This window comes from Ideonella sp. BN130291, from assembly GCF_036231905.1.
Taxonomy (GTDB): Bacteria; Pseudomonadota; Gammaproteobacteria; order Burkholderiales; family Burkholderiaceae_C; genus CAMLIZ01.
In genome coordinates, this window is sequence record NZ_JAZARE010000002.1 from 490,564 (window position 1) to 511,868 (window position 21,305).

General features: G+C 68.0%; 23 protein-coding genes and 1 tRNA gene. 16 read left to right on the forward strand and 8 right to left on the reverse strand.

Annotation, left to right across the window (positions count from 1 at the left end; genetic code table 11):
• Positions 1-47 precede the first annotated feature (47 nt).
• Positions 48-126, reverse strand: a tRNA-Arg gene (locus tag VPH43_RS05615).
• Positions 127-1,146: 1,020 nt separating this feature from the next.
• On the opposite strand from VPH43_RS05615, the gene fusA reads away from it, so the two are divergent.
• Positions 1,147-3,180: an elongation factor G gene (gene fusA, locus VPH43_RS05620; RefSeq protein ID WP_328576669.1), complete on the forward strand. Its 2,034-nt coding sequence runs from the start codon at positions 1,147-1,149 to the stop codon at positions 3,178-3,180.
• A gap of 96 nt (positions 3,181-3,276) precedes the next feature.
• Here fusA and VPH43_RS05625 read toward each other — a convergent pair whose 3' ends face one another.
• The 3 genes from VPH43_RS05625 to VPH43_RS05635 all read right to left on the reverse strand — a co-directional run bounded on the left by VPH43_RS05625 (position 3,277) and on the right by VPH43_RS05635 (position 6,195).
• Complete coding sequence (locus VPH43_RS05625) at positions 3,277-5,517, reverse strand: DUF6351 family protein (RefSeq protein WP_328576670.1); 2,241 nt, start codon at positions 5,515-5,517, stop codon at positions 3,277-3,279.
• A gap of 140 nt (positions 5,518-5,657) precedes the next feature.
• On the reverse strand, positions 5,658-5,960 hold the full coding sequence (locus VPH43_RS05630; protein ID WP_328576671.1) for a hypothetical protein: 303 nt from the start codon (positions 5,958-5,960) through the stop codon (positions 5,658-5,660).
• A gap of 28 nt (positions 5,961-5,988) precedes the next feature.
• On the reverse strand, positions 5,989-6,195 hold the full coding sequence (locus VPH43_RS05635) for a hypothetical protein (protein ID WP_328576672.1): 207 nt from the start codon (positions 6,193-6,195) through the stop codon (positions 5,989-5,991).
• Positions 6,196-6,595: 400 nt separating this feature from the next.
• On the opposite strand from VPH43_RS05635, the gene VPH43_RS05640 reads away from it, so the two are divergent.
• The gene (locus VPH43_RS05640) at positions 6,596-7,048 is read left to right on the forward strand and encodes a hemerythrin domain-containing protein (RefSeq protein ID WP_328576673.1); all 453 of its coding nucleotides are present in this window, start codon (positions 6,596-6,598) and stop codon (positions 7,046-7,048) included.
• Between the two features lie 79 nt (positions 7,049-7,127).
• Here the strand turns inward: VPH43_RS05640 and VPH43_RS05645 are convergent, their stop codons facing one another.
• Positions 7,128-8,474 (reverse strand): MFS transporter, encoded by a 1,347-nt coding sequence (locus VPH43_RS05645; RefSeq protein WP_328576674.1) that lies wholly within the window; start codon positions 8,472-8,474, stop codon positions 7,128-7,130.
• Positions 8,475-8,599: 125 nt separating this feature from the next.
• Here VPH43_RS05645 and cyoA point away from each other — a divergent pair, with 125 nt between their 5' ends.
• Genes cyoA through VPH43_RS05685 form a run of 8 tightly spaced genes read left to right on the forward strand, consistent with a single transcriptional unit; the run spans position 8,600 to position 15,864 of the window.
• Positions 8,600-9,691, forward strand: a complete 1,092-nt coding sequence (gene cyoA / locus VPH43_RS05650) for a ubiquinol oxidase subunit II (protein ID WP_328576675.1) — start codon at positions 8,600-8,602, stop codon at positions 9,689-9,691.
• Positions 9,692-9,699: 8 nt separating this feature from the next.
• The gene (gene cyoB / locus VPH43_RS05655) at positions 9,700-11,700 is read left to right on the forward strand and encodes a cytochrome o ubiquinol oxidase subunit I (RefSeq protein ID WP_328576676.1); all 2,001 of its coding nucleotides are present in this window, start codon (positions 9,700-9,702) and stop codon (positions 11,698-11,700) included.
• Between the two features lie 19 nt (positions 11,701-11,719).
• Positions 11,720-12,343, forward strand: coding sequence for a cytochrome o ubiquinol oxidase subunit III (gene cyoC / locus VPH43_RS05660; protein WP_442909224.1), 624 nt, complete (start codon positions 11,720-11,722; stop codon positions 12,341-12,343).
• The gene (cyoD, locus tag VPH43_RS05665) at positions 12,340-12,729 is read left to right on the forward strand and encodes a cytochrome o ubiquinol oxidase subunit IV (RefSeq protein WP_328576678.1); all 390 of its coding nucleotides are present in this window, start codon (positions 12,340-12,342) and stop codon (positions 12,727-12,729) included. Before cyoC ends, cyoD begins: the two co-directional genes overlap by 4 nt.
• Before the next feature lie 9 nt (positions 12,730-12,738).
• Complete coding sequence (locus VPH43_RS05670) at positions 12,739-13,536, forward strand: SURF1 family protein (protein WP_328576679.1); 798 nt, start codon at positions 12,739-12,741, stop codon at positions 13,534-13,536.
• On the forward strand, positions 13,517-14,881 hold the full coding sequence (locus VPH43_RS05675) for an ATP-binding protein (RefSeq protein WP_442909213.1): 1,365 nt from the start codon (positions 13,517-13,519) through the stop codon (positions 14,879-14,881). The genes VPH43_RS05670 and VPH43_RS05675 overlap by 20 nt, the downstream gene beginning before the upstream one ends.
• Positions 14,878-15,417 (forward strand): response regulator transcription factor, encoded by a 540-nt coding sequence (locus tag VPH43_RS05680; protein WP_328576680.1) that lies wholly within the window; start codon positions 14,878-14,880, stop codon positions 15,415-15,417. The genes VPH43_RS05675 and VPH43_RS05680 overlap by 4 nt, the downstream gene beginning before the upstream one ends.
• 57 nt (positions 15,418-15,474) lie before the next feature.
• Entirely contained in the window at positions 15,475-15,864 is a 390-nt protein-coding gene (locus VPH43_RS05685) for a hypothetical protein (protein ID WP_328576681.1), read from the forward strand.
• Positions 15,865-15,904: 40 nt separating this feature from the next.
• On the opposite strand, the gene VPH43_RS05690 is transcribed toward VPH43_RS05685, so the two are convergent.
• Complete coding sequence (locus VPH43_RS05690) at positions 15,905-16,204, reverse strand: hypothetical protein (RefSeq protein WP_328576682.1); 300 nt, start codon at positions 16,202-16,204, stop codon at positions 15,905-15,907.
• An 80-nt stretch (positions 16,205-16,284) separates the two neighbouring features.
• On the opposite strand from VPH43_RS05690, the gene VPH43_RS05695 reads away from it, so the two are divergent.
• Positions 16,285-16,719, forward strand: coding sequence for a hypothetical protein (locus VPH43_RS05695; protein WP_328576683.1), 435 nt, complete (start codon positions 16,285-16,287; stop codon positions 16,717-16,719).
• 23 nt (positions 16,720-16,742) lie between these two features.
• On the opposite strand, the gene VPH43_RS05700 is transcribed toward VPH43_RS05695, so the two are convergent.
• Positions 16,743-16,940 (reverse strand): hypothetical protein, encoded by a 198-nt coding sequence (locus VPH43_RS05700; protein ID WP_328576684.1) that lies wholly within the window; start codon positions 16,938-16,940, stop codon positions 16,743-16,745.
• A 231-nt stretch (positions 16,941-17,171) separates the two neighbouring features.
• Here VPH43_RS05700 and aat point away from each other — a divergent pair, with 231 nt between their 5' ends.
• The 5 genes from aat (at position 17,172) to VPH43_RS05725 (ending at position 20,584) form a co-directional block, all read left to right on the forward strand.
• Positions 17,172-17,963, forward strand: a complete 792-nt coding sequence (gene aat / locus VPH43_RS05705; RefSeq protein ID WP_328576685.1) for a leucyl/phenylalanyl-tRNA--protein transferase — start codon at positions 17,172-17,174, stop codon at positions 17,961-17,963.
• The gene (locus tag VPH43_RS05710; protein ID WP_328576686.1) at positions 17,960-18,715 is read left to right on the forward strand and encodes an arginyltransferase; all 756 of its coding nucleotides are present in this window, start codon (positions 17,960-17,962) and stop codon (positions 18,713-18,715) included. Before aat ends, VPH43_RS05710 begins: the two co-directional genes overlap by 4 nt.
• Before the next feature lie 164 nt (positions 18,716-18,879).
• On the forward strand, positions 18,880-19,119 hold the full coding sequence (locus VPH43_RS05715; protein ID WP_328576687.1) for a hypothetical protein: 240 nt from the start codon (positions 18,880-18,882) through the stop codon (positions 19,117-19,119).
• Between the two features lie 38 nt (positions 19,120-19,157).
• The gene (locus VPH43_RS05720; protein WP_328576688.1) at positions 19,158-19,475 is read left to right on the forward strand and encodes an H-NS histone family protein; all 318 of its coding nucleotides are present in this window, start codon (positions 19,158-19,160) and stop codon (positions 19,473-19,475) included.
• Complete coding sequence (locus VPH43_RS05725; RefSeq protein ID WP_328576689.1) at positions 19,472-20,584, forward strand: metallophosphoesterase; 1,113 nt, start codon at positions 19,472-19,474, stop codon at positions 20,582-20,584. Before VPH43_RS05720 ends, VPH43_RS05725 begins: the two co-directional genes overlap by 4 nt.
• A 13-nt stretch (positions 20,585-20,597) precedes the next feature.
• Here VPH43_RS05725 and VPH43_RS05730 read toward each other — a convergent pair whose 3' ends face one another.
• Positions 20,598-21,161, reverse strand: coding sequence for a M48 family metalloprotease (locus tag VPH43_RS05730; RefSeq protein WP_328576690.1), 564 nt, complete (start codon positions 21,159-21,161; stop codon positions 20,598-20,600).
• Between the last annotated feature and the right edge of the window lie 144 nt (positions 21,162-21,305).

Sequence of the window (21,305 nt, forward strand, 5' to 3'; positions counted from 1 at the left end):
GGTGACCGGTCGGGATCGAACCGAGACAAAACAGTTAGATAAGTGACTGGTGCCTCCTGCACGATTCGAACGTGCGGCCTCCGGTTTCGTAGACCGGCGCTCTTGATTCCCCTGAGCTAAGGAGGCGCAAATAAGCCATCCGGTGACGGGTTCCGGCGCCGCCCAATCTTTGCGGCCGATTTAGTCGGATCCCATTGCGGTTGTGCTCCAGCGCGAGCGCGGTGCCCCGCTTGAAGCGCTCTCGCTGCACGATGCAGGCGTCCCTGCAGCGCACATTCCGGCCGTCTTTGCACTTCAAAAGACGCATGCTCGGCCGTTGTGCCGAAGCACACCCGCAATGAGATCTGACGCCAACAACAAAAAGGCCCGGATCCTTTCGGAATCCGGGCCTCGACGTGTGATCGAGTGGAGGGAGCGCGCCTTATGCGCCTCCCTTGCCCGGATGCATCCAATCCTCGTAGCCAAGCGCCCCGGTGGGTCGCTGGCTCTTGACCGGATGCCGTTCATTCATGGTGACAACCGCAGTGCCGAAGCCAATGACGGCTCGCACGAACGCACACTGGCCCTTCAGGGCAAGCGAGCGGTTTGCGATGTGGCCTTTGCGTTGCACGATGAACTCTTCGTTGTTGGGTTGCTTCTGAAATCGGTTCCCGCCGCACTCATTGCAGCGAGGAGGCGGACTGTAAAGACTCTTCACTTAGTCGTCAAGCGGTTGCGACAACATTTCTTCTTCGACAAGGTCCGTCACGGCGGACACTTTTCCCGCTCTCGGTTGAACACAACGACGCATGCCCTCGTCGTTGCGAGGCCTTCCAAGCTCGCTCACAATCTTGACCATCATGAAGCTCACCCACGTGATCAAGGCGACCATCGCCACCTAGCAACGCCTTTCGATCGCGTTTCGGAAGGCGTGTCTGCCTTCCGGCCCTCAAACCCCGGCAGGCGCCCGCCCTCCGGGGTTTTGTGTTTTCAAGGGTTCTCTCATGCGCACCTACGACAAGCTGATCGCCACGATTCCCGCCCGCCGGAGCGTGGACTGCGCGTGCGCGCGCTCCGGCCTTCGTCCGCATCCGCGACGCTAGCCACATCAGGCGAATCCGCCTGAGGGCAGCGTCTTGCCCAAAGGCTTGATAAGAAGGATTCGCCATGAACTCGAACAACAGACAACTGCGCAACATCGGCGTCATCGCCCACGTCGACGCCGGCAAGACCACGACCACCGAACGCATCCTGTTCTACACGGGCGAGAACCATCGCATGGGCGAGGTGCACGACGGCACCACCCGCATGGACTACGACCCGCAGGAGCGCCGCCGTGGCATCACGATCAACAGCGCCGCGATCACGGTGCACTGGCAAGGCACGCAGATCAACCTGATCGACACGCCGGGCCACATCGACTTCAACATCGAGGTGAACCGCTCGCTGCGCGTGCTCGACGGTGCCGTGGTGGTGTTCGACGGTGTGGCCGGCGTGGAGCCGCAGACCGAGACCAATTGGCGCCTGGCCGACAAGTACGGCGTGCCGCGCATCGCCTTCATCAACAAGCTCGACCGCGTGGGCGCCGACTTCCTGCGCGTGGTGGCCATGATGGAGGAGCGGCTTGGTGCCACCGTGCTGCCGCTGCAGTTGCCGATCGGCGCGGAAGGCGAGTTCCGCGGCGTCGTGGACCTGCTCACCCAGCAAGCGCTGGTGTGGGACCGCGACGACGCGAGCGAGCCTGTTCGCGTGACGGCCGTGCCGGCGGACATGGCCGACGCTGTCGGTCGGCACCGCGCGCGACTGATCGACTCGGTCGTCGAGCAGGACGAGCAGGCACTCAACGCCTACCTGAACGGCGAACCGCTGGACGCGGCGCTGTTGAAGCGCTGCATCCGCCGCGGTGTGCTGTCTGGGGCGTTCGTGCCCGCGCTCGCCGGCTCGGCCTTCAAGAACCGCGGCGTGGAGCCGTTGCTCGATGCGGTGGTCGACTACCTGCCGTCGCCGGAGGACATCCTCCGTGCCGAAGGCCAACCTGCGTCCGACCCGCAAGGGCCGTTCGCGGCGCTGGCTTTCAAGGTGGCGGCCGAGGGCCACGGCGCCATGGTGTTCGTGCGTGTCTATCGCGGCCGCCTGCGGCGCGGCGACTCGGTGCTGGATGCCAACACGGGCCGCATTGAGCGCGTGGCGCGGCTGTACGAGGTGCATGCGGACGACCACGTCGAGCTCGACGAGTTGCAGGCGGGCGACATCGCGGCGATCGTCGGCTTGAAGGAAACGCTGACCGGGCACACGTTGTGCGACCCGGCCCATCCTCTGCATCTGGAGGAGATCAGCGTGCCCGAGCCGGTGATCGACGTGGCCGTCGAGCCGCGCACGCGCGAGGACGCCCAGGGCCTGTCGAAGGCGCTGCAGACCCTGCTGCGCGAGGATCCGAGCCTGCGGATGCGGCACGACGCCGAATCCGGGCAGACGATCCTCTCGGGCATGGGCGAGCTTCAGCTGGAGGTGTCGATCGAGAAGCTGCGCTCGCGCCACGGGGTGGAGGTGCAGGTCGGTCGGCCGCAAGTGGCCTACCGCGAAACGCTCGGCCGGGTTGTGGAGGTGCATCACGTGCACAAGAAGCAGACCGGCGGCCCGGGCCAGTTTGCGGAGGTGCGGCTGCGCTTCGAGCCCTTGGCTCGCGGCGAAGGCCTGCGGTTCGACAGCCAGGTCGTCGGTGGCGCGATTCCCCGCGAGTTCATTCCCGCGGTGGAAGCGGGCATCCGTCGTGCGGCGGAGACCGGCGTGGTCCGCGGCTTCCCCTCCGTGGACTTCCAGGCCACGCTGGTGGACGGCAGCTTCCACGAGCGGGACTCGTCGGCGATGGCCTTCGAGCTGGCGGCGGCGGCGGCTGCCCGCGAGGCGTTTGCGAAAGCAGACCCGAAGTTGCTGGAGCCGGTGATGGCGGTAGAAGTCGTCACACCGGCCGAGTACCTGGGCGATTGCATCGGCGACCTGCACCGGCGCCGCGGCATCGTGCGGGGTCAGCAGCTGCGGGGCCAGGCGGTCGTGATCGACGCGCAGGTGCCGCTGAAGGAGATGTTCGGCTACATCGGCAGCCTGCGTGCACTCTCATCGGGGCGTGCGCAGTACACGATGCAGTTCGACCACTACGAGGTGGCGCCGCAGAAGGTGACGGCTGAGCTGGTTCGCAGCTGACCAACCAGAATCACGGAAGGAGCGAGAGATGAACGAACCATTCAAGAGCGGGTGCGCTTCCGGGGATATGGAGGCGCACCCGCTCCCACCCAGGCCTCAGTAACGCAACCAGGTGCCCTTGAGCGGCACTTGTTCAACGCCGCGCCGGCTGTAGTCGCACACCCCCGTCGGAAAGAGGGCGTTCAGCCGCTGCCACTGTGCCGCGTCGAACATGCCCTCGGGATAGTCGCGCGGGTCCAGCGGCTTCAGTGTGCACTTGAGCACGTCATCGGACACGGGGGCCCCGGCCACCATGCGCGGTGAGGGCGTCTTCGGGTAGAGCGTGTTGCAGCGCCCGGGCCCATCGTAGGTGGCGGGCTCGTCGATGCGCGCGGCGGTGGCCACGTCCCAGCAGGCATCGACCGCGCCGGCCGGCCTGGCGGTCGCAATCTGGTCTGCGTTGTGGGGTGCTGGCATCGCGCTCAGCGTGTCGAGCCACTGGCTCATCAGGTCCAGGCGCGCGAGCAGTGTGTCGTGCAGCAGTTGCTCGAGCTTTCGCTGCTGCTCCACCCCCAGCCCCAGCAGCAGGGCCAGCGCCGGATGAGGCAGCACCCAGATCACCTGGTTGTCGCTGCGGCCGTTCGAGCGCTGCAGCTGCGCGCGCAGCTTGAAGTCGTTGTCCAGGGTGTGGATGTCGCCGGCCGGCTCGGTGACGGCGCGCATCTGCAGCAAGGGTACGGTGGCCAGCCCGCCGGCACCCGATCCCACGCGTCCCAGCGCGTAGGCGCGCCGCAGGCCTGCCAGGTCGGCCGGGGTTCTGGCCGCCTGCAGGTTGCCGTCGGCGTCATAGCCGCCAACGTTCTCGTTCAGGGTCACGAACTGCTCCGCCGTGAGCGCCCCTTGCTTCAGGCCCGACAGTCCGTACTGGATACCGATGTTGTCCAGCGGGCGAGGCGCACGACCCTCGCCGTCGCGCCCCAGGGACGCGTCGTTCACGTCATAGACCGTGCAGCGTGCGCCGCCGGGATGGGTGGTGGGGTTGTAGACCAGCGCGCTGTTGTTGAGCCCGCACGGCGGGGTGACCGCGCCACTGGTGGCGACGATGGCATCGCCCAGGCCTTGGTCCCAATTGGCGCAGGTGCCCTTGGTGTGGCCCTCCACCGCCTTGCGCACCGCGGCCGACGCAGGTGCGCGCTGGAAGTAGCGATTGAGGAGACGGCAGTCGCTGACGACCATGGCGGTGGCCATCACGTCAGGGAATGCCGCGTCCGGCATCACACCGTCCAGGATGCCGGGGTAGTTTTGCGCGATGAGCAGCTGCTGGATGGCACCGCCCGAGCCCCCCATGCCGAGCATCCAGCGCGCCACGCCATAGGCCTTGGCCACGTGCTCGCGCAGCATCATCGCCGTCTCTGCGGCGATCACGTCGTTGACGTTGACCTTGTGCACGTTGAGCGTGGACACCGCATACGCATAACCTTTGCCGAGCGCATACAGGCTTTGCTGGTCGATGGTGTCTGACTTGAAGACGTCGGTGACCTGGCTGACGCCCTGCTGGTACTGCGCGGCCGTCGACTCGCCAAAGCGCAGGATGAGCCGCTGGTTCCAGCTCGTCGGCACGGCAGCCGGGTCCTTGCCGGGCTCCTGCAGCACGGCAATGCGGTAGATGGACCGGTTCAGCGTGCCCGACTCCACCCGCACGATGAAGGGCACGGTCTTGCCCTCGCTGGTGGTGGTGGCGGCCATGTCGCTGGGCCATGGCGGCGCCGGTGGTGCAGGCAGCGGCTTCGGTTCGCCTGAGCGTGTCAGGTAGAACCAGTCGTAGCGCGTCGGCGCGGAGCAGTCCAGGTCGAGGGGCGCACCCAGGCCGGACTCCGCCGTGCGGCATTCGAAAGGACCGATGCGCTGGCCTGAAAAAACAGGCCCGGTGCTCGGGTGGTTCACGACGTTGATGTGCGCATGCCCACCCGCAATGCGGCTCCAGGCATCCACCCGGTTGTGGCCCAGCGCCAGGCCCGGCAGCAGCACCTGGTACACCGCGGGATCGGCGGTCGGTCGAAGGGGCTGCTGGACCACGACGCCATTGACCGCCAGGTGCACCGAACGAGGCGACGCGCTGGTGCCCAGGCGCACGCCCATCAGGACCGTGCCGCCGGTGACCATGTCGGGTCGGCTGGACAGCACCGACAGCTGGAGTTGCGCTGGGGGCGGCCGGCTTTCGGCCCCGCTGGTAGAGGGTGGCGCGGCCATGGTCGTTGCCGTCATCGCCCCCGTCAGCAGTGCTGCGCCCAGCGGCGTTGCGCAGCGATTTGCGAAGTGCCGCAACACGGCCTTCGTCAAGCCAAGCATCGTCTTCATTTGTGTGCTCCCTGTTTGCTCGTTCGCCGATGTCGGCCGAGTACGGGGAGGATGCCACCTGCGGTGCAGGCTGTCATTGGCTGGAAGAGGCCTGAAGCTCTCCGCGTTGTGGTGGAGGAGAGCGACGCTCGCAGCCGCGCCTACAGCTGCTCCACAAGATGAGCGCGCACCACGATCTCGTCCTGCTCGAAGCGCTGCTCCAGCTCAGCGCGATGGCTGGCCCACCAGGCCTTGTCGAGCGTGGGCGTCATCACTTCCAGCACCACGATGTCGTCAGGCACCACGGCGCCTGATTCATCGTCACGCCACAGTCCTTTCGCCGGCGCGCGGCTGAAGCTCGTGAGGCCACCGAAGCGCTGCACCAGTTGGTTGCGCTCGTGCGCGAACCGCTGGCGTTGCAGTGCCTGGTCGCCATCTGGCTGCCAGGGCAGAAGGATCTGCACGAGGTACATGCTCCCTTCGGAGCAGGGGTCATGCCCGTGAGTCGGCGTCCGGCTGCTCGACCGGTGTAACCACCTGACCGTTCACCATGACCTTGTCGCCGATCACCTCAATGAGCATCGCGCCAAAACGGCCTTCCCACAGGTATCGCAGCACGCCGTCGGCGGCCAGCGGCAGCGCGGTCTGCTCGCTGGCGTCGCGCAGCAGCAGCACTTCCGGCAGAAGAGGAGCGTTCACAACAACCGGCTCCTAGGGCGCACTCAAAGCCAATGCCAGATGCGCAACAGCCAGGCGGGCGGGCGGCGGGTGGACGGGCGATAGTTCTCACGAAGCAGCTGGGGCATAGACGTCTCCTGAAGCTGTACGTTTATACAGCATTTTCAAAGCGCCGTTTTCCCAACCGGTACAATCGCCCAGACCCAACCAAGGCGCCTGCGCGGGCGCCTTGACGTTTCAGTGGTGCATCTGGCCACCGCCCCGCGCGAGCCCTTACGGCCCGCTCCATCCCACCCCTTCCCGCTGCAACGCCCGGCACTCCTTGCCGCTCCATGCGTTGCCTACGCGGGCCATGACGGAGACCAGAATGACTCAACAATCCAAAACCCTCGCGACGTCGTCCCCCGCATTCCTGGACGCCGTGGCGCTGCTGCAGTCCGACAACCAGGCCATGAAGGCGCTGTTCGACCGGTATGCAGGGCTGGTGCAACAAGGCGCCGCCAACGAGCAGAAGCGCTCGCTGGCCGATGACATCTGCTGGACGGTGACCGTGCACATGGCCGCCAAGGAAGAGATCTTCTACCCCGCCGCCGCTGACGCCATCGATGCGCAGCACCTCCTGCACGAGGCGACGGTTGAACACAACAGCACGCGACACCTCATCGCCGACCTCGTGAGCATGTCGCCGGACAAGCCGCACTTCGATGCGACGATGAAGGTGCTGGGCGGCCATGTCGGCCAGCATGTCGGCCGGGAGGAGAGCGACCTCTTCCCGAAGGTGCGGCAGTCGAGCCTGGACCTCCGGGCCATCGGCGAGCGGTTCGCCGAGCGGAAGGAAGAAATCATGGCCGAGGTGGAGCAGGTCGAGGCCTGACGAGTCCAAGCGCAAGGGCCGCTCGGCTGAGCGGCCCTTCTGCACTCACTGTCTGACCGGCCCCGCAGTGGGACAGCCCTCAGTCCCGCACCGCCGACATCGTGCGGTTGGCCCGCAGCGCCAGCAGCGTGCAGGCGGCGCCGGACAGCAGGTACAGGCTCACCGCCACCAGCCCGAAGCGCGCCGACAGCCCCAGCGCCACCAACGGTGCAAAGGCCGCGCCCACCAGCCAGGCCAGGTCGGCCGTCAGCGCCGCCCCGGTGTAGCGAAAGCGCGGCAGGAAGTTCGACGTCACCGAGCCGGCGGCTTGGCCGTAGGACAGCCCCAGCAGCACGAAGCCCACGAGGATGAAGGCATCCTGCGCCAGCGGTCCGCCGCCCAACAGCCAGGGCGTGAACAGGCTGAAGACGGCGATGGCGATTGCCAGCGTGCCCAGGGTGCGGCGGCGGCCGATGCGGTCGGCCAGCAGGCCCGACAGCGGCATCGCGGCCGCGGCCAGCAGCGCGCCCACCAGTTCCACCGACAGGAACTCGCCGATCGACTGCTGCGAGTACAGCGCCACCCATGACAGCGGGAACACCGTCACCAGGTGGAACAGCGCATAGCTCGCCAGCGCGGCAAAGGCGCCGATGAAGACGTTGTGGCCCTGAGCGGCGACCAGGTCCCGCACGTTGCACGGCTCCAGCTCGTGCGCCTCCAGCTCACGCTCGTATTCATGCGTGACCACCAGGCGCAGGCGGGCGAACAGCGCCACCACGTTGATCGCAAAGGCGGCAAAGAACGGGAAGCGCCAGCCCCAGCCGAGGAAGTCGGCGTTCGAGAGGTTCCCCCAGAGGTAGGCAAACAGCCCGCAGGCCACCAGAAAGCCCAGCGGCGCGCCCAGCTGGCCCAGCATGGCGTACCAGCCGCGGCGCTGCCGGGGCGCATTGAGGGCCAGCAGTGAAGGCAGGCCGTCCCAGGAGCCGCCCAGCGCCAGCCCCTGGCCGATGCGACACAGCGCCAGCAGCACGATCGCCAGCTCTCCTGAGCGCGCGTAGCTCGGCAGCAGCGCCATGCCCACGGTGGAGCTGCCGAGCAGGAACAGCGCCACGGTCAGCTTGGTGCCACGCCCGAAGTGGCGCTGCAGCTGCATGCCCGCCAGCGTGCCGATCGGCCGCACCACGAAGGCCGCGGCGAACAGCACAAAGGCCCACAAGGTGCCTTCCAGCCGGCTGGCAAAGGGAAAGAAGACGGCCGGGAACACCAGCACCGAGGCGATGCCGTAGACGAAGAAGTCGAAATATTCCGACGCCCGCCCGATCACCACGCCCACGGCGATGTCACCGGGCGCCACGCTGGCAGCGTCGTTGCGGGGATCGGGGGGAGCGGAGGGGTCCTGGGGCGCGCGGCGGGCCGGGTCGAAATCGTGGATGGCGGCAGAAGGCATTGAGGTACGGCAAGAGGGCGGCCCGGGGGCCCTGGGACAAAATGTCCAATCGTTGAGCGGCGTCAATGAAGATACATTCGCCACCGATGCGCAACCCTGGTTTACCCGCGCGCTCGGTAACCCTGATGTCCACTCAACGCCTCCTCCCCCGAACCCTGGCCCTGCTGGCGATGCCCGGCGCGCTGTTGCTGGCCGGCTGCGACACCATCGTGATGAAGCCGCACGGCCACGTCGCGGCCCAGCAGGCCCAGCTGATCGTCACCTCCACGCTGCTGATGCTGCTGATCATCGTGCCGGTGATCGCGCTGACGCTGTTCTTTGCCTGGCGCTACCGGCAATCCAACGCCTCGGCCACCTACACGCCGGACTGGGACCATTCCACCCGGCTGGAGCTGGTGATCTGGGGCGCGCCGCTGCTCATCATCATCGCGCTGGGCGCGATCACCTGGATCAGCACCCACAAGCTGGACCCCTACCGCCCGCTGGACCGCATCGACGCGCAGCGCGCGGTGCCCGCTGACATGAAGCCGCTGGTCGTGCAGGTGGTGGCGCTGGACTGGAAGTGGCTGTTCCTCTACCCCGAGCAGGGCATCGCCACGGTGAACGAGCTGGCCGCGCCGGTGGACCGGCCGATCGAGTTCCGCATCACCGCCTCGAACGTGATGAACTCGTTCTACATCCCCGCGCTGGCCGGCCAGATCTACGCGATGCCGGGCATGGAGACCCAGCTGCACGCGGTGATCAACAAAGCCGGCCGCTATGAAGGCTTCTCTGCGAATTACAGCGGCGGCGGCTTCTCCGACATGCGTTTCCCCTTCCTGGGCCTGTCCACCGCCGACTTCGAGCGCTGGGTGGCGGACAACAAGGCGCAAGGTGCCAACCTCACGCGCGCCGCCTACCTGCAGCTGGAGCAGCCGAGCAGCCGCGAGCCGGTGCGCCGCTATGCCGGCGTGGATGCCGACCTCTGGGGGGCCATCGTCAACCGCTGTGTCGACGGCAGCAAGATGTGCATGCACCAGATGATGGCGATCGACGCCGCCGGCGGCCTGGGCAAGCAAGGCATTGACGGCCTGGCCCGCAGCGCTTGGCGCAACGCCGATGGCAGCACGCTGCAGCGCACGGTGGTCGCCTCGGCCGCCGTCTGCACACCCGCCAACCCGAGCGGAGCGCCGCTCACGCTGGCCGCCCTGCCCGCCACCCCCGCTGCCGCGAAGTGAGTGCCGCCATGACTTCCGACCTGCTGTTCGGCCGCCTGAGCCTGGAGGCCATTCCCTACCACGAGCCCATCCTCGTCGGCACCTTCGCCGCCGCGGCGCTGGGGGGCCTGTTCGTGCTGGTGTGGCTCACCCGCATGCAGCTGTGGACGCCGCTGTGGCGCGACTGGATCACCAGCATCGACCACAAGAAGATCGGCATCATGTACATCGTGCTGGGCCTGGTGATGCTGCTGCGCGGCTTTGCCGACGCGGCCATGATGCGCGCACAGCAGGCCATGGCCTTCGGCGACAACCCCGGCTTTCTCCCGCCGCACCACTATGACCAGATCTTCACCGCCCACGGCGTGATCATGATCTTCTTCGTGGCCATGCCGCTGGTCACGGGCTTCATGAACTACGTGGTGCCGCTGCAGATCGGCGCGCGCGACGTGGCCTTCCCGTTCCTGAACAACTTCAGCTTCTGGATGACCGCCGGCGGCGCGGCGCTGGTGATGATGTCGCTCTTCGTGGGCGAATTCGCCAAGACTGGCTGGCTGGCCTATCCGCCGCTGTCGGGCCTGCTGCAGAGCCCGGACGTGGGCGTGGACTACTACCTGTGGTCGCTGCAGATCGCCGGCATCGGCACCACGCTGTCGGGCATCAACCTGATCGCCACCATCATCAAGATGCGCGCACCCGGCATGACGATGATGAAGATGCCGGTGTTCACCTGGACCAGCCTGTGCACCAACGTGCTGATCGTTGCCACCTTCCCGGTGCTGGCGGCCACGCTGGCGCTGCTGACGGCCGACCGCTACCTGGGCACCGCCTTCTTCACCAACGACATGGGCGGCAACGCCATGCTGTACGTGAACCTGATCTGGATCTGGGGCCACCCCGAGGTCTACATCCTGGTGCTCCCGGTGTTCGGCATCTTCAGCGAGGTGGTGTCCACCTTCAGCGGCAAGAAGCTGTTCGGTTACGCGTCCATGGTGTACGCCACGGTGGTGATCACCATCCTGTCGTACCTGGTGTGGCTGCACCACTTCTTCACCATGGGCTCGGGCGCCAGCGTGAACTCGTTCTTCGGGATCACGACCATGATCATCTCGATCCCCACCGGGGCCAAGATCTTCAACTGGCTGTTCACCATGTACCGCGGCCGCATCAAGTTCGAGGTGCCCATGCTGTGGACGGTGGGCTTCATGGTCACCTTCACGGTCGGCGGCATGACGGGCGTGCTGCTGGCGGTGCCGGCGGCCGACTTCGTGCTGCACAACAGCCTGTTCCTGATCGCGCACTTCCACAACGTGATCATCGGCGGCGTGGTGTTTGGCCTCTTCGCCGGCATCAACTACTGGTTTCCCAAGGCCTTCGGCTTCAAGCTCGACGCGTTCTGGGGCAAGGTGAGCTTCTGGTGCTGGTTCGTCGGCTTCTGGGTCGCGTTCACGCCGCTGTACGTGCTGGGCCTGATGGGCATCACCCGCCGCATGAGCCACTTCGACGATCCGTCGCTGCAGATCTGGTTCCAGATCGCGGCCGTGGGCGCCGGCATCGTGGCCCTGGGCATCGGCGCCTTCCTTGTGCAGCTGGTGGTGAGCTATCGCCGCCGTGAGCAGCTGCGCGACGTGACCGGTGACCCGTGGGAGGGCCGCACGCTGGAATGGTCCACCGCCAGCCCGCCGGCGGACTACAACTTCGCGTTCACGCCCATCGTGCACGAGCAGGATGCCTGGCACGACATGAAGCGCCGCGGCGCGCAGCGCCCGCTGGCCGGCTTCAAGGCCATCCACATGCCGAAGAACACCGCCGCGGGCTTCGTGATCGCGATGCTGGCCACCGCCTGCGGCTTTGCACTCATCTGGCACATGTGGCTGCCGGTGATCGCGACCTTCGCCGCCACGGTGATCGCCGCCATCGTGCACACCTTCAACTACCAGCGCGACTACCACATCGACGCCGACGTGGTGGCCCGCACCGAGCACGCCCGCACCCAGGCGCTCACCCAGGCGCTGGGCGCCGCGGCCTAAAGCCTGATCGAGCATGACCATGCACAACGCCTCCACGCTGTCGCTCAACGGCGCGCCGGTCTTCTACGACAACGGCGACCACCATCCGCAGCAGGGCACGCTGCTGGGGTTCTGGCTGTACCTGATGAGCGACTGCCTCATCTTCGCGGTGCTGTTCGCGGTGTACGCGGTGCTGGGGCGCAGCTACGCGGCCGGCCCCTCCGGCGCCGACCTGTTCGACCTGCCGCTGGTGGCCGCCAACACCGCGCTGCTGTTGTTCTCGTCCATCACCTATGGCTTTGCCATGATCGGCATGCAGCACGGGCGGCAGAAGGCAGTGCTGGGCTGGCTGGCGATCACCGGCCTGCTGGGGCTGGGCTTCCTGGGCATCGAGCTCTTCGAGTTCAGCCACCTCATCCACGAAGGTGCGGGGCCGCAGCGCAGCGCCTTCCTGTCGTCCTTCTTCACGCTGGTGGGCACGCACGGCCTGCACGTCACCTTCGGCATCATCTGGCTGGTGACCTTGATGCTGCAGGTGCGCAAGCTCGGCCTCATCCCGGAGAACAAGCGCCGCCTGATGTGCCTGTCGATGTTCTGGCACTTCCTGGACGTGGTCTGGATCGGCGTCTTCACTTTCGTCTACCTCATGGGAGTCTTGCCGTGACCGCCGCTCAACACGCCGCTTCCGAACACGACCACGCGCACGACGACGGCGGCTACCACGCCACCGTGAAGGGCTATGCCATCGGCTTCGGGTTGTCGGTGCTGCTGACCGCCATTCCGTTCTGGCTGGTGATGGGCCAGGTGCTGCCCTCGCCGCGCATCACGGCCTTCGTGATCCTCGCCTTCGCGGCGGTGCAGATGGTGGTGCATATGGTGTATTTCCTGCACATGAACGCCAAGGCCGAGGGTGGCTGGTCGCTGCTGGCGCTGATCTTCACCGTGGGGTTGGTGGTCATCATGCTGGCCGGCTCCATCTGGGTGATGGTCCACCTCAACACCAACATGATGCCGATGGCCGATCCGGCGGCCATGCGCAACATGCCCTGACCGCATCTCATGCACGGGCAGGCGCGCCGCCCCCGTTCCACGCCCGCCTTTGCGGCGCTGCTGGGCGCGGCCGCATTCGCACTGGCCGGCTTTCTCGCATTGGGCGTGTGGCAGGTGCAGCGCCTGGCCTGGAAGCAGGACCTGATCACACGCGTGGAGCGGCAGGTGCACGCCGCGCCCGTGCCAGCGCCCGGCCCGGCCGACTGGCCGACGCTCAGCCGCAACGCCGACGAATACCGCCGCGTGCGCCTGCAGGGCCGGTTCGATCATGAGCGGGAGACGCTGGTGCGCGCCAGCACCGCACTCGGCCTCGGCTACTGGGTGCTGACACCGCTGCACACCGAACAAGGCATCTGGGTGCTGGTGAACCGGGGCTTCGTTCCGTCGGCCACCGAACCTCGTGGGCGGCCTTGCCCGGCTTCATCGTCGGACAGCGCCGCCTGCACGGCGCACGTGACCGGCCTGTTGCGCCTGAGCGAAGCGGGCGGCAGCCTGCTGCAGCACAACGATCCCGCGCAAGGGCGCTGGTACTCGCGCGACGTGCAGGCCATCGCCGCCGTACGGGGGTTGGCCGGCAGCCCGGTGGCGCCCTATTTCGTCGATGCAGAGGCTGGCACCGCGCCGGCGGCGGGCTGGCCGCGCGCCGGCCTGACCGTGCTGCGCTTCAGCAACAATCACGCGGTCTATGCGGCCACCTGGTTTGCACTGGCCGCCATGGTGGCCGGCGCCATGGCCTATCTCGTGATCGACGAACGCCGCCTGCGCCGCCTTGCCGGAGACCCGCCTCGTGCCCACGTCCGACGCTGAACCGCTTCATCCCCCGCCACAGGGGGAGGCAGGCACGGCGCCCGAGCGGCTGGCGGGCCGCAAGAACCTGCTGCAGCTGATCCAGCTGCGCTGGCTGGCGGTGGCGGGGCAGCTCGCCACCATCCTGCTCGTGCAGTTCGTGCTCGGCGTCGAGCTGCGGCTGGTGCAGATGCTCACGCTGCTGGCGGTGCTGGCGCTGTTCAACATCGCCAGTCGGCTGCGCAGCCGCCTGGCGCTGCCGGTGAGCAACAGCGAGCTCTTTGCCGGGCTGCTGGTGGACGTGGCGGTGCTCACGGGCCAGCTCTACTACGCCGGCGGCATCACCAACCCCTTCATCTTCTTGTACCTGCTGCAGGTGGCGGTGGGTTCGGTGCTGCTGCGGCCGCGCTACATCTGGGCCATCGTGGTGGCCACGGTGCTGTGTTTCATGGCGCTCACGCAGTGGTACGAGCCGCTGGCGTTGCCCGACACGGCGGACCTGGCGCTGTCCAGGCAGTACGTGGGCGGGCTGCTGGTGTGTTTCATGCTCAGCGCCTGCCTGCTGGTGATCTTCATCGGCCGCATCGGCCGCAACCTGCGGCAGCGCGACGCCCGCCTGGCCGACCTGCGCCAGCGCGCCGCCGAGGAGGAGCACATCGTGCGCATGGGCCTGCTGGCGTCGGGCGCGGCGCATGAGCTGGGCACGCCGCTGGCCACGCTGTCGGTCATCCTGGGCGACTGGGCGCGCATGGCGCCCTTTGCCGCCGAGCCCGAGCTGCGCGAGGAGATCGAGGAAATGCAGGTGCAGCTGCAACGCTGCAAGTCCATCGTCAGCGGCATCCTGCTGTCGGCCGGCGAGGCGCGCGGCGAAGCGCCGGTGGAAACCACCCTGCATGCCTTCCTCGACGAGCTGGTGGCGCAATGGCGCAGCACCCGGCCGGCCGCCAAGGCGCTGGAATACCACCGGGAGGGCGTGCCCGACCTGCCGATCATTTCCGACTCGGCGCTCAAGCAGATGGTCGGCAATGTGCTGGACAACGCGCTGGAGGCCGCCCCTCAAGGCCTGCTGCGGCTGCTGGCCGATGCAGACGACGACACCCTGACCCTGCGCATCCAGGATGAAGGCCCTGGCTTTCCGGCGACTATGCTGGAGCGCTTCGGCAAACCCTACCAGTCCAGCAAGGGCCGGCCCGGCGGTGGCTTGGGCCTGTTTCTGTCAGTGAACGTGGCGCGCACGCTGGGCGGCCACGTCAGCGCGCACAACCGGCCCCAGCGTGGTGCCGAGGTCGTGATCACTCTGCCGCTGGCGGCGCTGATGCCGGCCGAATGGGCGCCGTCCAAGCCGGCGAAGAGAATGCAGGCATGAGCGGCACCGAACGCCAACTGCTCATCGTGGAGGACGATGACACCTTCGCGCGCACGCTGGCCCGCTCCTTCGAGCGCCGAGGCTACGAGGTGCTGCGTGCGAGCAGCCTGGAGGAGGTGAAGGCGCTGCTGCGCACCTACCAACCCGGCTACGCGGTGGTGGACCTCAAGCTGGCCGGTGGCGCGTCGGGCCTGGCCTGCGTGCACGACCTGCACACGCACGACCCGCAGATGCTCATCGTGGTGCTCACCGGCTACGCCAGCATCGCCACCGCGGTGGAAGCCATCAAGCTGGGTGCGCGCCACTACCTCGCGAAACCGGCCAACACCGACGACATCGAGGCCGCCTTCGCGCGCGCGCAAGGCGATGTGGAGGTGGAGCTCACCGAGCGCACCACCAGCATCAAGACGCTGGAGTGGGAGCGCATCCACGAGACCCTGGCCGAGACGGGCTTCAACATCTCCGAGACGGCGCGTCGCCTGGGCATGCACCGTCGCACGCTGGCCCGCAAGCTGGAAAAGCAGCGGGTGAAATAGGCGTGCCGTGCGCCGGCCCGCGCCTTGCCGGCAACCCGTATGCGGCTCCATCCCTTCGTGCAGGTCGACAAGCTGCCCTTCACCGCCTCGATGGACGAGGTGCGGCGGCGGCAGGGCGTGCCGCCGCGCGAGTCGAGCAACGAGGTGGGCCTGCATCAGCTCGATTACGGGCACGTCGTCTACCGGTTCCAGGAAAGCACTGGCCGGCTGGAAGAGGTGACGTGCCGGGCGCTCGTGCTGCACTTGCCGATGGCTGCGGTGCCCTTCGCGTCACTGGCCGCGTTCGTGCGCGAGCACGACCCTCAGGCGTTCCGGGTCGGCGGCTTCTTCGTCAGCCCGCGCTTCGGCGTGGCCTTCGATCCAGCCGACTCCAACTGGATCACGGCACTGGCGCGTCACTGCCTGCCGCAATGGCGCCTGCTGGGCGGCGTCGAGCCACCCACGTGACGCCGGCTGCCGGCATGGCGGTGGCGAACGCCGACGGCGGTCAAGTCTGCACGTCGCCAAAGGCCGCCAGAAACGCCTCCGCGAACTGCCGGGTTCCCGTCAATGTCAGCGTGACGGCATGCCAGTTCCCCGGCTCGGTGTGCACCTGCAGATCGTGGTCCCAATCCATGCCGTCGTCCAGCGGACCAGGACCGCGCGCAAAAGCTCCCCGAGCCCAGGCCAGCACCTGCTGCACCTCCGCCAACACGCCGGCATGTTCGCCGGCTGAGGTGGACGCCATGGCCTCGAGCGTGACGTTGCCTTGGTCGTCGTCGCTCAGTTCGAAGATGAGGTACTGCATGGGTCGGCATTCTGTGAGTAACCGCTTGCCAGCTCTGGAGTGCTCCTAGAATCACCGCTCCTGCTGTACCGGCCAACCCCATGGAACGAGACTTCGCGAGCGCGCACCTGAGCCAGGACGACTTCACCCGGCTGGCCGCCTTGTGCGCGGACGACCCGAAGTTCCCCACGTCCTACAAGCAGTGGCTGGCGCTGGTGCGCGACGGCACGCGCCAGGCGCTGGCCGAGGGCCGCTCGGCCACCGACATCGCGGTGGACGTGAACGACTTTGCAGCGTGGTGCGAGCGGGTGGACGTGCATCTGTGCTTCGACGCCTTGCGCGCCTACCTCATCGTGCGTCGCAAGGCCGGAGCGGACGCGGCGGGCGCAAAGGCCGGCGCCGCGGCTGCGGTCAAGCCGTCCAGCGGTCAGGAGCCGGGCGGCCACAAGCGCACGCAGGCGCTGGAGGAGTTGGGCCGCTGGCTGGTCGGCGCGCCGCTCGGAGCGCTGCAGCCAGGGTTCGGCGCGGCCGGCTGAGCCGCGGCCGCGCGTCGGCCTGGTCAGAGGAACAGCGCAAACAGCGTGGTGCTGGGATCGTCCAGCTGCAGCACCTGCAGCTGTTGCTGGCGCTCGCGCGCCAGCTCCACGCTCAGGCGTGCCTGCTGCTCCACCGCAGGCTGGGCAGACGGCGGCCAGCCGTCGAACTCCTGCGGCAGCTCGAGCAGCTCAAGCACCTCAGGCACGGGCAATGGCGTCAAGGAGGAAAGCATGCCTCCATATTCGGCAGCGGCATGGCCGCGCATCGTTCGATCAAGCGGGCGAAGGCGGCGCAGATCCGCCCCGTGGGGCGGGACCGCGACTTTTGCCGCGCCGAGCGTTGATCCCGCGGTGCAGCGTGCCGCCGTGGGCGTGATCGGGATCGGGGCTTGCCGGCACCCGGGCGTGGCGCCGTGGGCGACACTTGCCGCACCCAGTGCACCGTTGACCTGATGACCCAAAGCCCGATCACCTGGCTTGACGACGACGAGCAGCCGCTGCCGCCCACCAGCCGGGCCATGGCGGCGGACTCCGATGCGCCGGGCCTGCTGGCCGCGGGCGGCCGCCTGAGCCCGCGCCGCCTCACCGAGGCGTACAGCCGGGGCGTGTTCCCCTGGTATGGCGACGGCCAGCCGGTGCTGTGGTGGTCGCCCGACCCGCGCATGGTGCTGCCAGTGGGCGAGTTCAAGCTCGCCAGGTCGCTGCGCAAGACCCTGCAGAAGTTCATCCGCACGCCCGGCTGCGAGCTGCGCATCGACAGCGCCTTCGCGCAGGTGATCCGCGCCTGCGCGGGCAGCGAACGCGCCGGCCAGCGCGGCACCTGGATCGTGCCGGAGATGATCGAGGCCTACATCGCCTGGCATCGCGCTGGGGCGGTGCACAGCGTGGAGACCTGGATCGACGGCCAGCTGGTGGGCGGGCTGTATGGCGTGTCCCTGGGGCGCATGTTCTTCGGCGAGTCGATGTTCTCGCGCCGCACCGACGCCTCCAAGATGGCCCTGGCCGGCCTGGTGTGCTTTTGCCGGGCGCACGGCATCGCGCTCATCGACTGCCAGCAGAACACCGCCCACCTGGCGTCCATGGGCGCGCGCGAGTGGCCCCGGGCGGCCTTCGAGCGCCACCTCACCCTGACCGTGGGGGAACCTCCGGTCCGGGATTGGACCTATGATCCATCGCACTGGGCGCAGTTGGGCCTTGCCACCGGCGCAGCGCCCGCCACAGCCGGCCCCAGGACTCCCGCGTGACCCACCCCAAAGAGCTCCCGCTCGCGTCGCTGCAGTTCTACGCGACCGCGCCCTACCCCTGCAGCTACCTGCCCGACCGGGCGGCGCGCTCGCAGGTGGCCACGCCCAGCCACCTGATCCATGCCGACGCGTACTCCGGCCTGGTGGCCAACGGCTTCCGGCGCAGCGGCATGTTCACCTACCGGCCCTATTGCGACGGCTGCCGCGCCTGCGTACCGCTGCGGGTGCCGGTGAACAGCTTCGAGCCCACACGCAGCCAGCGCCGGGCCTGGAAGCAGCACGCCGGCCTGAAGGCCCGGGTGCTGCGCCTGTGTTTCGTGCCGGAGCACTACCAGCTCTACCTGCGCTACCAGGCCGGGCGCCATGCCGGCGGCGGCATGGACCACGACAGCGTGGACCAGTACACCCAGTTCCTGCTGCAGAGCCGCGTCAATTCACGCCTGGTGGAATTCCGCGAGCCCAGCGACGACGGGCTGGGCACGCTGAAGATGGTGTCCATCCTCGACATCCTGAACGACGGGCTGTCGGCGGTGTACACCTTCTACGAGCCGGAGGTCGGCGCCAGCTACGGCACCTACAGCGTGCTCTGGCAGATCGAGCAGACCCGGCAGCTCAAGCTGCCGCATGTGTACCTGGGCTACTGGATCGCCCAGAGCCCCAAGATGGCCTACAAGGCGCAGTTCCGGCCTCATCAGCTGCTCCAGGACGGGCGCTGGACGGATGCCGAGCCTGCGCCGTCCAAGGGCATTTGAGGGCTCGCCCAGCCGCTGAAACGGCCGGGCTGGTAAAGTGTTGGCCGTGGCGCGGCCCAAACTGGCGGCTTCGAGCGTCCGCCGTCCCCCGGGCACTGCAGCTGTCCCATCTGCTTGCAGACTGCTTGCATTTGGCAACTTCGCCACCAGTTACCTCCTTATCCATGCCCAAAGACACCGTCAAAACCACCATTGAAGCCGATGGCCTGCGTTATCGCTCCAAGGCCCCCGGTTCTCCCTTCGCGTCGGCCGGCGTGTTCAGCGCTGCCACCATGTCGTGTTTCCTGTGCGGCAAGCACCGGCCCCGCACGGCCATGAAGTCGCGCAAGTTCCTCGGCAAGAACCAGTCGGTGTGCGCGCCTTCGTGCAACGCACCCGAAGCCGAGGCGGCCAAGAAGGCCTGACCGGTCAGGGCGGCTTGGCGCACACATCGCCCGCGACTGTGCTGCAACCCGCCCCCAGCGACGAACCGCTCACCGCGCGTGAACGCGCCGCGGTGATCCACCGCATCCGCATGCTGGTGGAATACTGGGGCATCACGCCCGAAGAGCTGGAACAGGCCACGCCCTACGTGGCGCCTCCACCGGCCTGCCTGCCCGCCGGCACGGTGAAATACCGCCACCCACGCACCGGCGACACCTGGGACGGCAATGGCTCGCACCCGCAATGGCTGCGTGATGCCCTGCTGAAGGAAGGCTTCACGGTCGACGAGCTGAAGCCGCCCAACGAAGAGCTCAACCGCACCGCCGACGAACTGTGAGGCGCGGGCCGCTGCTGGGCCTGGTCGCCCTGCTCCACCTGCTGATCGGCCTGCGCCTGCTGGCGCCGCTGCCCACCCCCGCCGCGTGGGCCTGCGGCCTGGCGCTGGCCGGCCTGTACACGCTGCTGGTGAGCTCGCTGACGCCGATCTTCCAGGCCCGGATGGACCGGCCCTGGCTGGTGTGGTCCGGCCTGGTCGCCATGGGCTTCTTTTCCAGCCTGCTGGTGCTCACGGTGCTGCGCGAAGGCCTGCTGCTGGTGGCCTGGCTGGCCGGCTGGCAGGTGGAGGCCGCATCCGCCATGGCCGTGCCGGCGTTGGCCGCGCTGGCCAGCCTGTGGGGGCTGGTGAACGCACGGCGCCGGCCGGCGGTGCGCGAGGTGACCGTGCCGATCGAGGGCCTGCCGCCTGCGCTGGAGGGCTTTTCCATCGTGCAGATCACCGACCTGCATGTGGGCGTGACCATCCAGCGGGCGTTCGTGCAGCGGGTGGTGGACACCGCCAATGCGCTACAGCCGGACGTCATTGCCGTCACCGGCGACAGCGTGGACGGGCAGGTGGAGCAGTTGCGGACGCACATCGCGCCGTTGGCCGGCCTGCGGGCCCGCCATGGGGTGTTTGCGGTCACCGGCAACCACGAGTACTACTCCGGCGCGCCCGCATGGATTGCCGAGTACCGCCGCCTGGGAATGCGGGTGCTGCTGAACGAGCATGTGGTGCTGGACCACGACGGCGCCCCGCTGCTGCTGGCCGGCGTGACGGACTACACCGCCGGGCACTTCGACGCGGCCCAGGCCAGCGACGCGACTCGTGCACTCCAGGGAGCGCCGTCCGGGCTGCGGCCCCGGGTGCTGCTGGCGCACCAGCCGCGCAGCGCACCGGCCGCCGCGCAGGCCGGTTTCGACGTGCAGCTGTCAGGGCACACACACGGGGGCCAGTTCCTGCCCTGGCGCTGGTTCGTGCCACTGCAGCAGCCCTACACCGCCGGCCTGCACCGGCTGCAGCAGCTGTGGGTCTACACCAGCCGGGGCACCGGCTACTGGGGGCCGCCGAAGCGGCTGGGCGCGCCCTCGGAGATCACCCGGGTGCGCTTGGTGGCTGCGCCGCGCTGAGGCGCGGCAGTCTTCAGCGGTCCTGCGGCTGGCGCGCCATCGAGCGGATGGCCTGCGCGCGGCGTGGGGCCGACGGATGGGTGGCGTTGTCCTTGTCACTCGGGATGCTGTCGAAGATCCAGGCCGCCTGCTCGGGCTGCAGGGCAGCCGACTCCATCGCCCGCACCGCGAAGGCGTCGGCATCGAACTCATGCTGGTGCGAGATCTGCGACAGGCCGGACACCAGCTGGGCACGTGCCAGTTTCTCGTCCGGATGGTCGTTCACGATGCGGGCCACGAAGCTGCGCATCGCGCCGTGGTGACCCAGCCGCAGATGGCCCATCTCGTGGGCGATGATGAAAAAGCGCTGCTGCGGGTTCATGCGCGCCAGCCGGGTGCTCAGCACGATGGTCTGGCCCTGGTAGACAAAGCCGTCGGCCTCGCAGTCCATCACCTGGAAACGCACGTTCTCCGGCACCTGCACCGCCTTGGTGAAGCGCGCCACGTCGGCTTCGATCACCTGGCGCTGCGGATGGCGCGGTGCCACGGCGGTGCAGCCGGCCGGGCTGGCCTCGATCTGGCTCACGAGCTTGTCCACCAATGGGTTGGCGTGCACGGCGCTGGCGAACAGCAGCGCGGCGATGACGGCAAACGGTTTGATGGCAGGCCCCTCGGAAGTGTGTCTTGGCGTAAGACATCACTGTGGCGGGACGGGGCCAAACCGGTCTGTTGAAGATTGGGC

What these genes read in the sequence shown, in the direction of transcription:
- fusA (WP_328576669.1), top strand. Translation starts at nt 1,147, where the DNA reads ATGAACTCGAACAACAGACAACTGCGCAACATCGGCGTCATCGCCCAC.
- VPH43_RS05625 (WP_328576670.1), bottom strand. Translation starts at nt 5,517, where the DNA reads ATGAAGACGATGCTTGGCTTGACGAAGGCCGTGTTGCGGCACTTCGCA.
- VPH43_RS05645 (WP_328576674.1), bottom strand. Translation starts at nt 8,474, where the DNA reads ATGCCTTCTGCCGCCATCCACGATTTCGACCCGGCCCGCCGCGCGCCC.
- cyoA (WP_328576675.1), top strand. Translation starts at nt 8,600, where the DNA reads ATGTCCACTCAACGCCTCCTCCCCCGAACCCTGGCCCTGCTGGCGATG.
- cyoB (WP_328576676.1), top strand. Translation starts at nt 9,700, where the DNA reads ATGACTTCCGACCTGCTGTTCGGCCGCCTGAGCCTGGAGGCCATTCCC.
- cyoC (WP_442909224.1), top strand. Translation starts at nt 11,720, where the DNA reads ATGCACAACGCCTCCACGCTGTCGCTCAACGGCGCGCCGGTCTTCTAC.
- VPH43_RS05670 (WP_328576679.1), top strand. Translation starts at nt 12,739, where the DNA reads ATGCACGGGCAGGCGCGCCGCCCCCGTTCCACGCCCGCCTTTGCGGCG.
- VPH43_RS05680 (WP_328576680.1), top strand. Translation starts at nt 14,878, where the DNA reads ATGAGCGGCACCGAACGCCAACTGCTCATCGTGGAGGACGATGACACC.
- VPH43_RS05690 (WP_328576682.1), bottom strand. Translation starts at nt 16,204, where the DNA reads ATGCAGTACCTCATCTTCGAACTGAGCGACGACGACCAAGGCAACGTC.
- VPH43_RS05695 (WP_328576683.1), top strand. Translation starts at nt 16,285, where the DNA reads ATGGAACGAGACTTCGCGAGCGCGCACCTGAGCCAGGACGACTTCACC.
- aat (WP_328576685.1), top strand. Translation starts at nt 17,172, where the DNA reads ATGACCCAAAGCCCGATCACCTGGCTTGACGACGACGAGCAGCCGCTG.
- VPH43_RS05715 (WP_328576687.1), top strand. Translation starts at nt 18,880, where the DNA reads ATGCCCAAAGACACCGTCAAAACCACCATTGAAGCCGATGGCCTGCGT.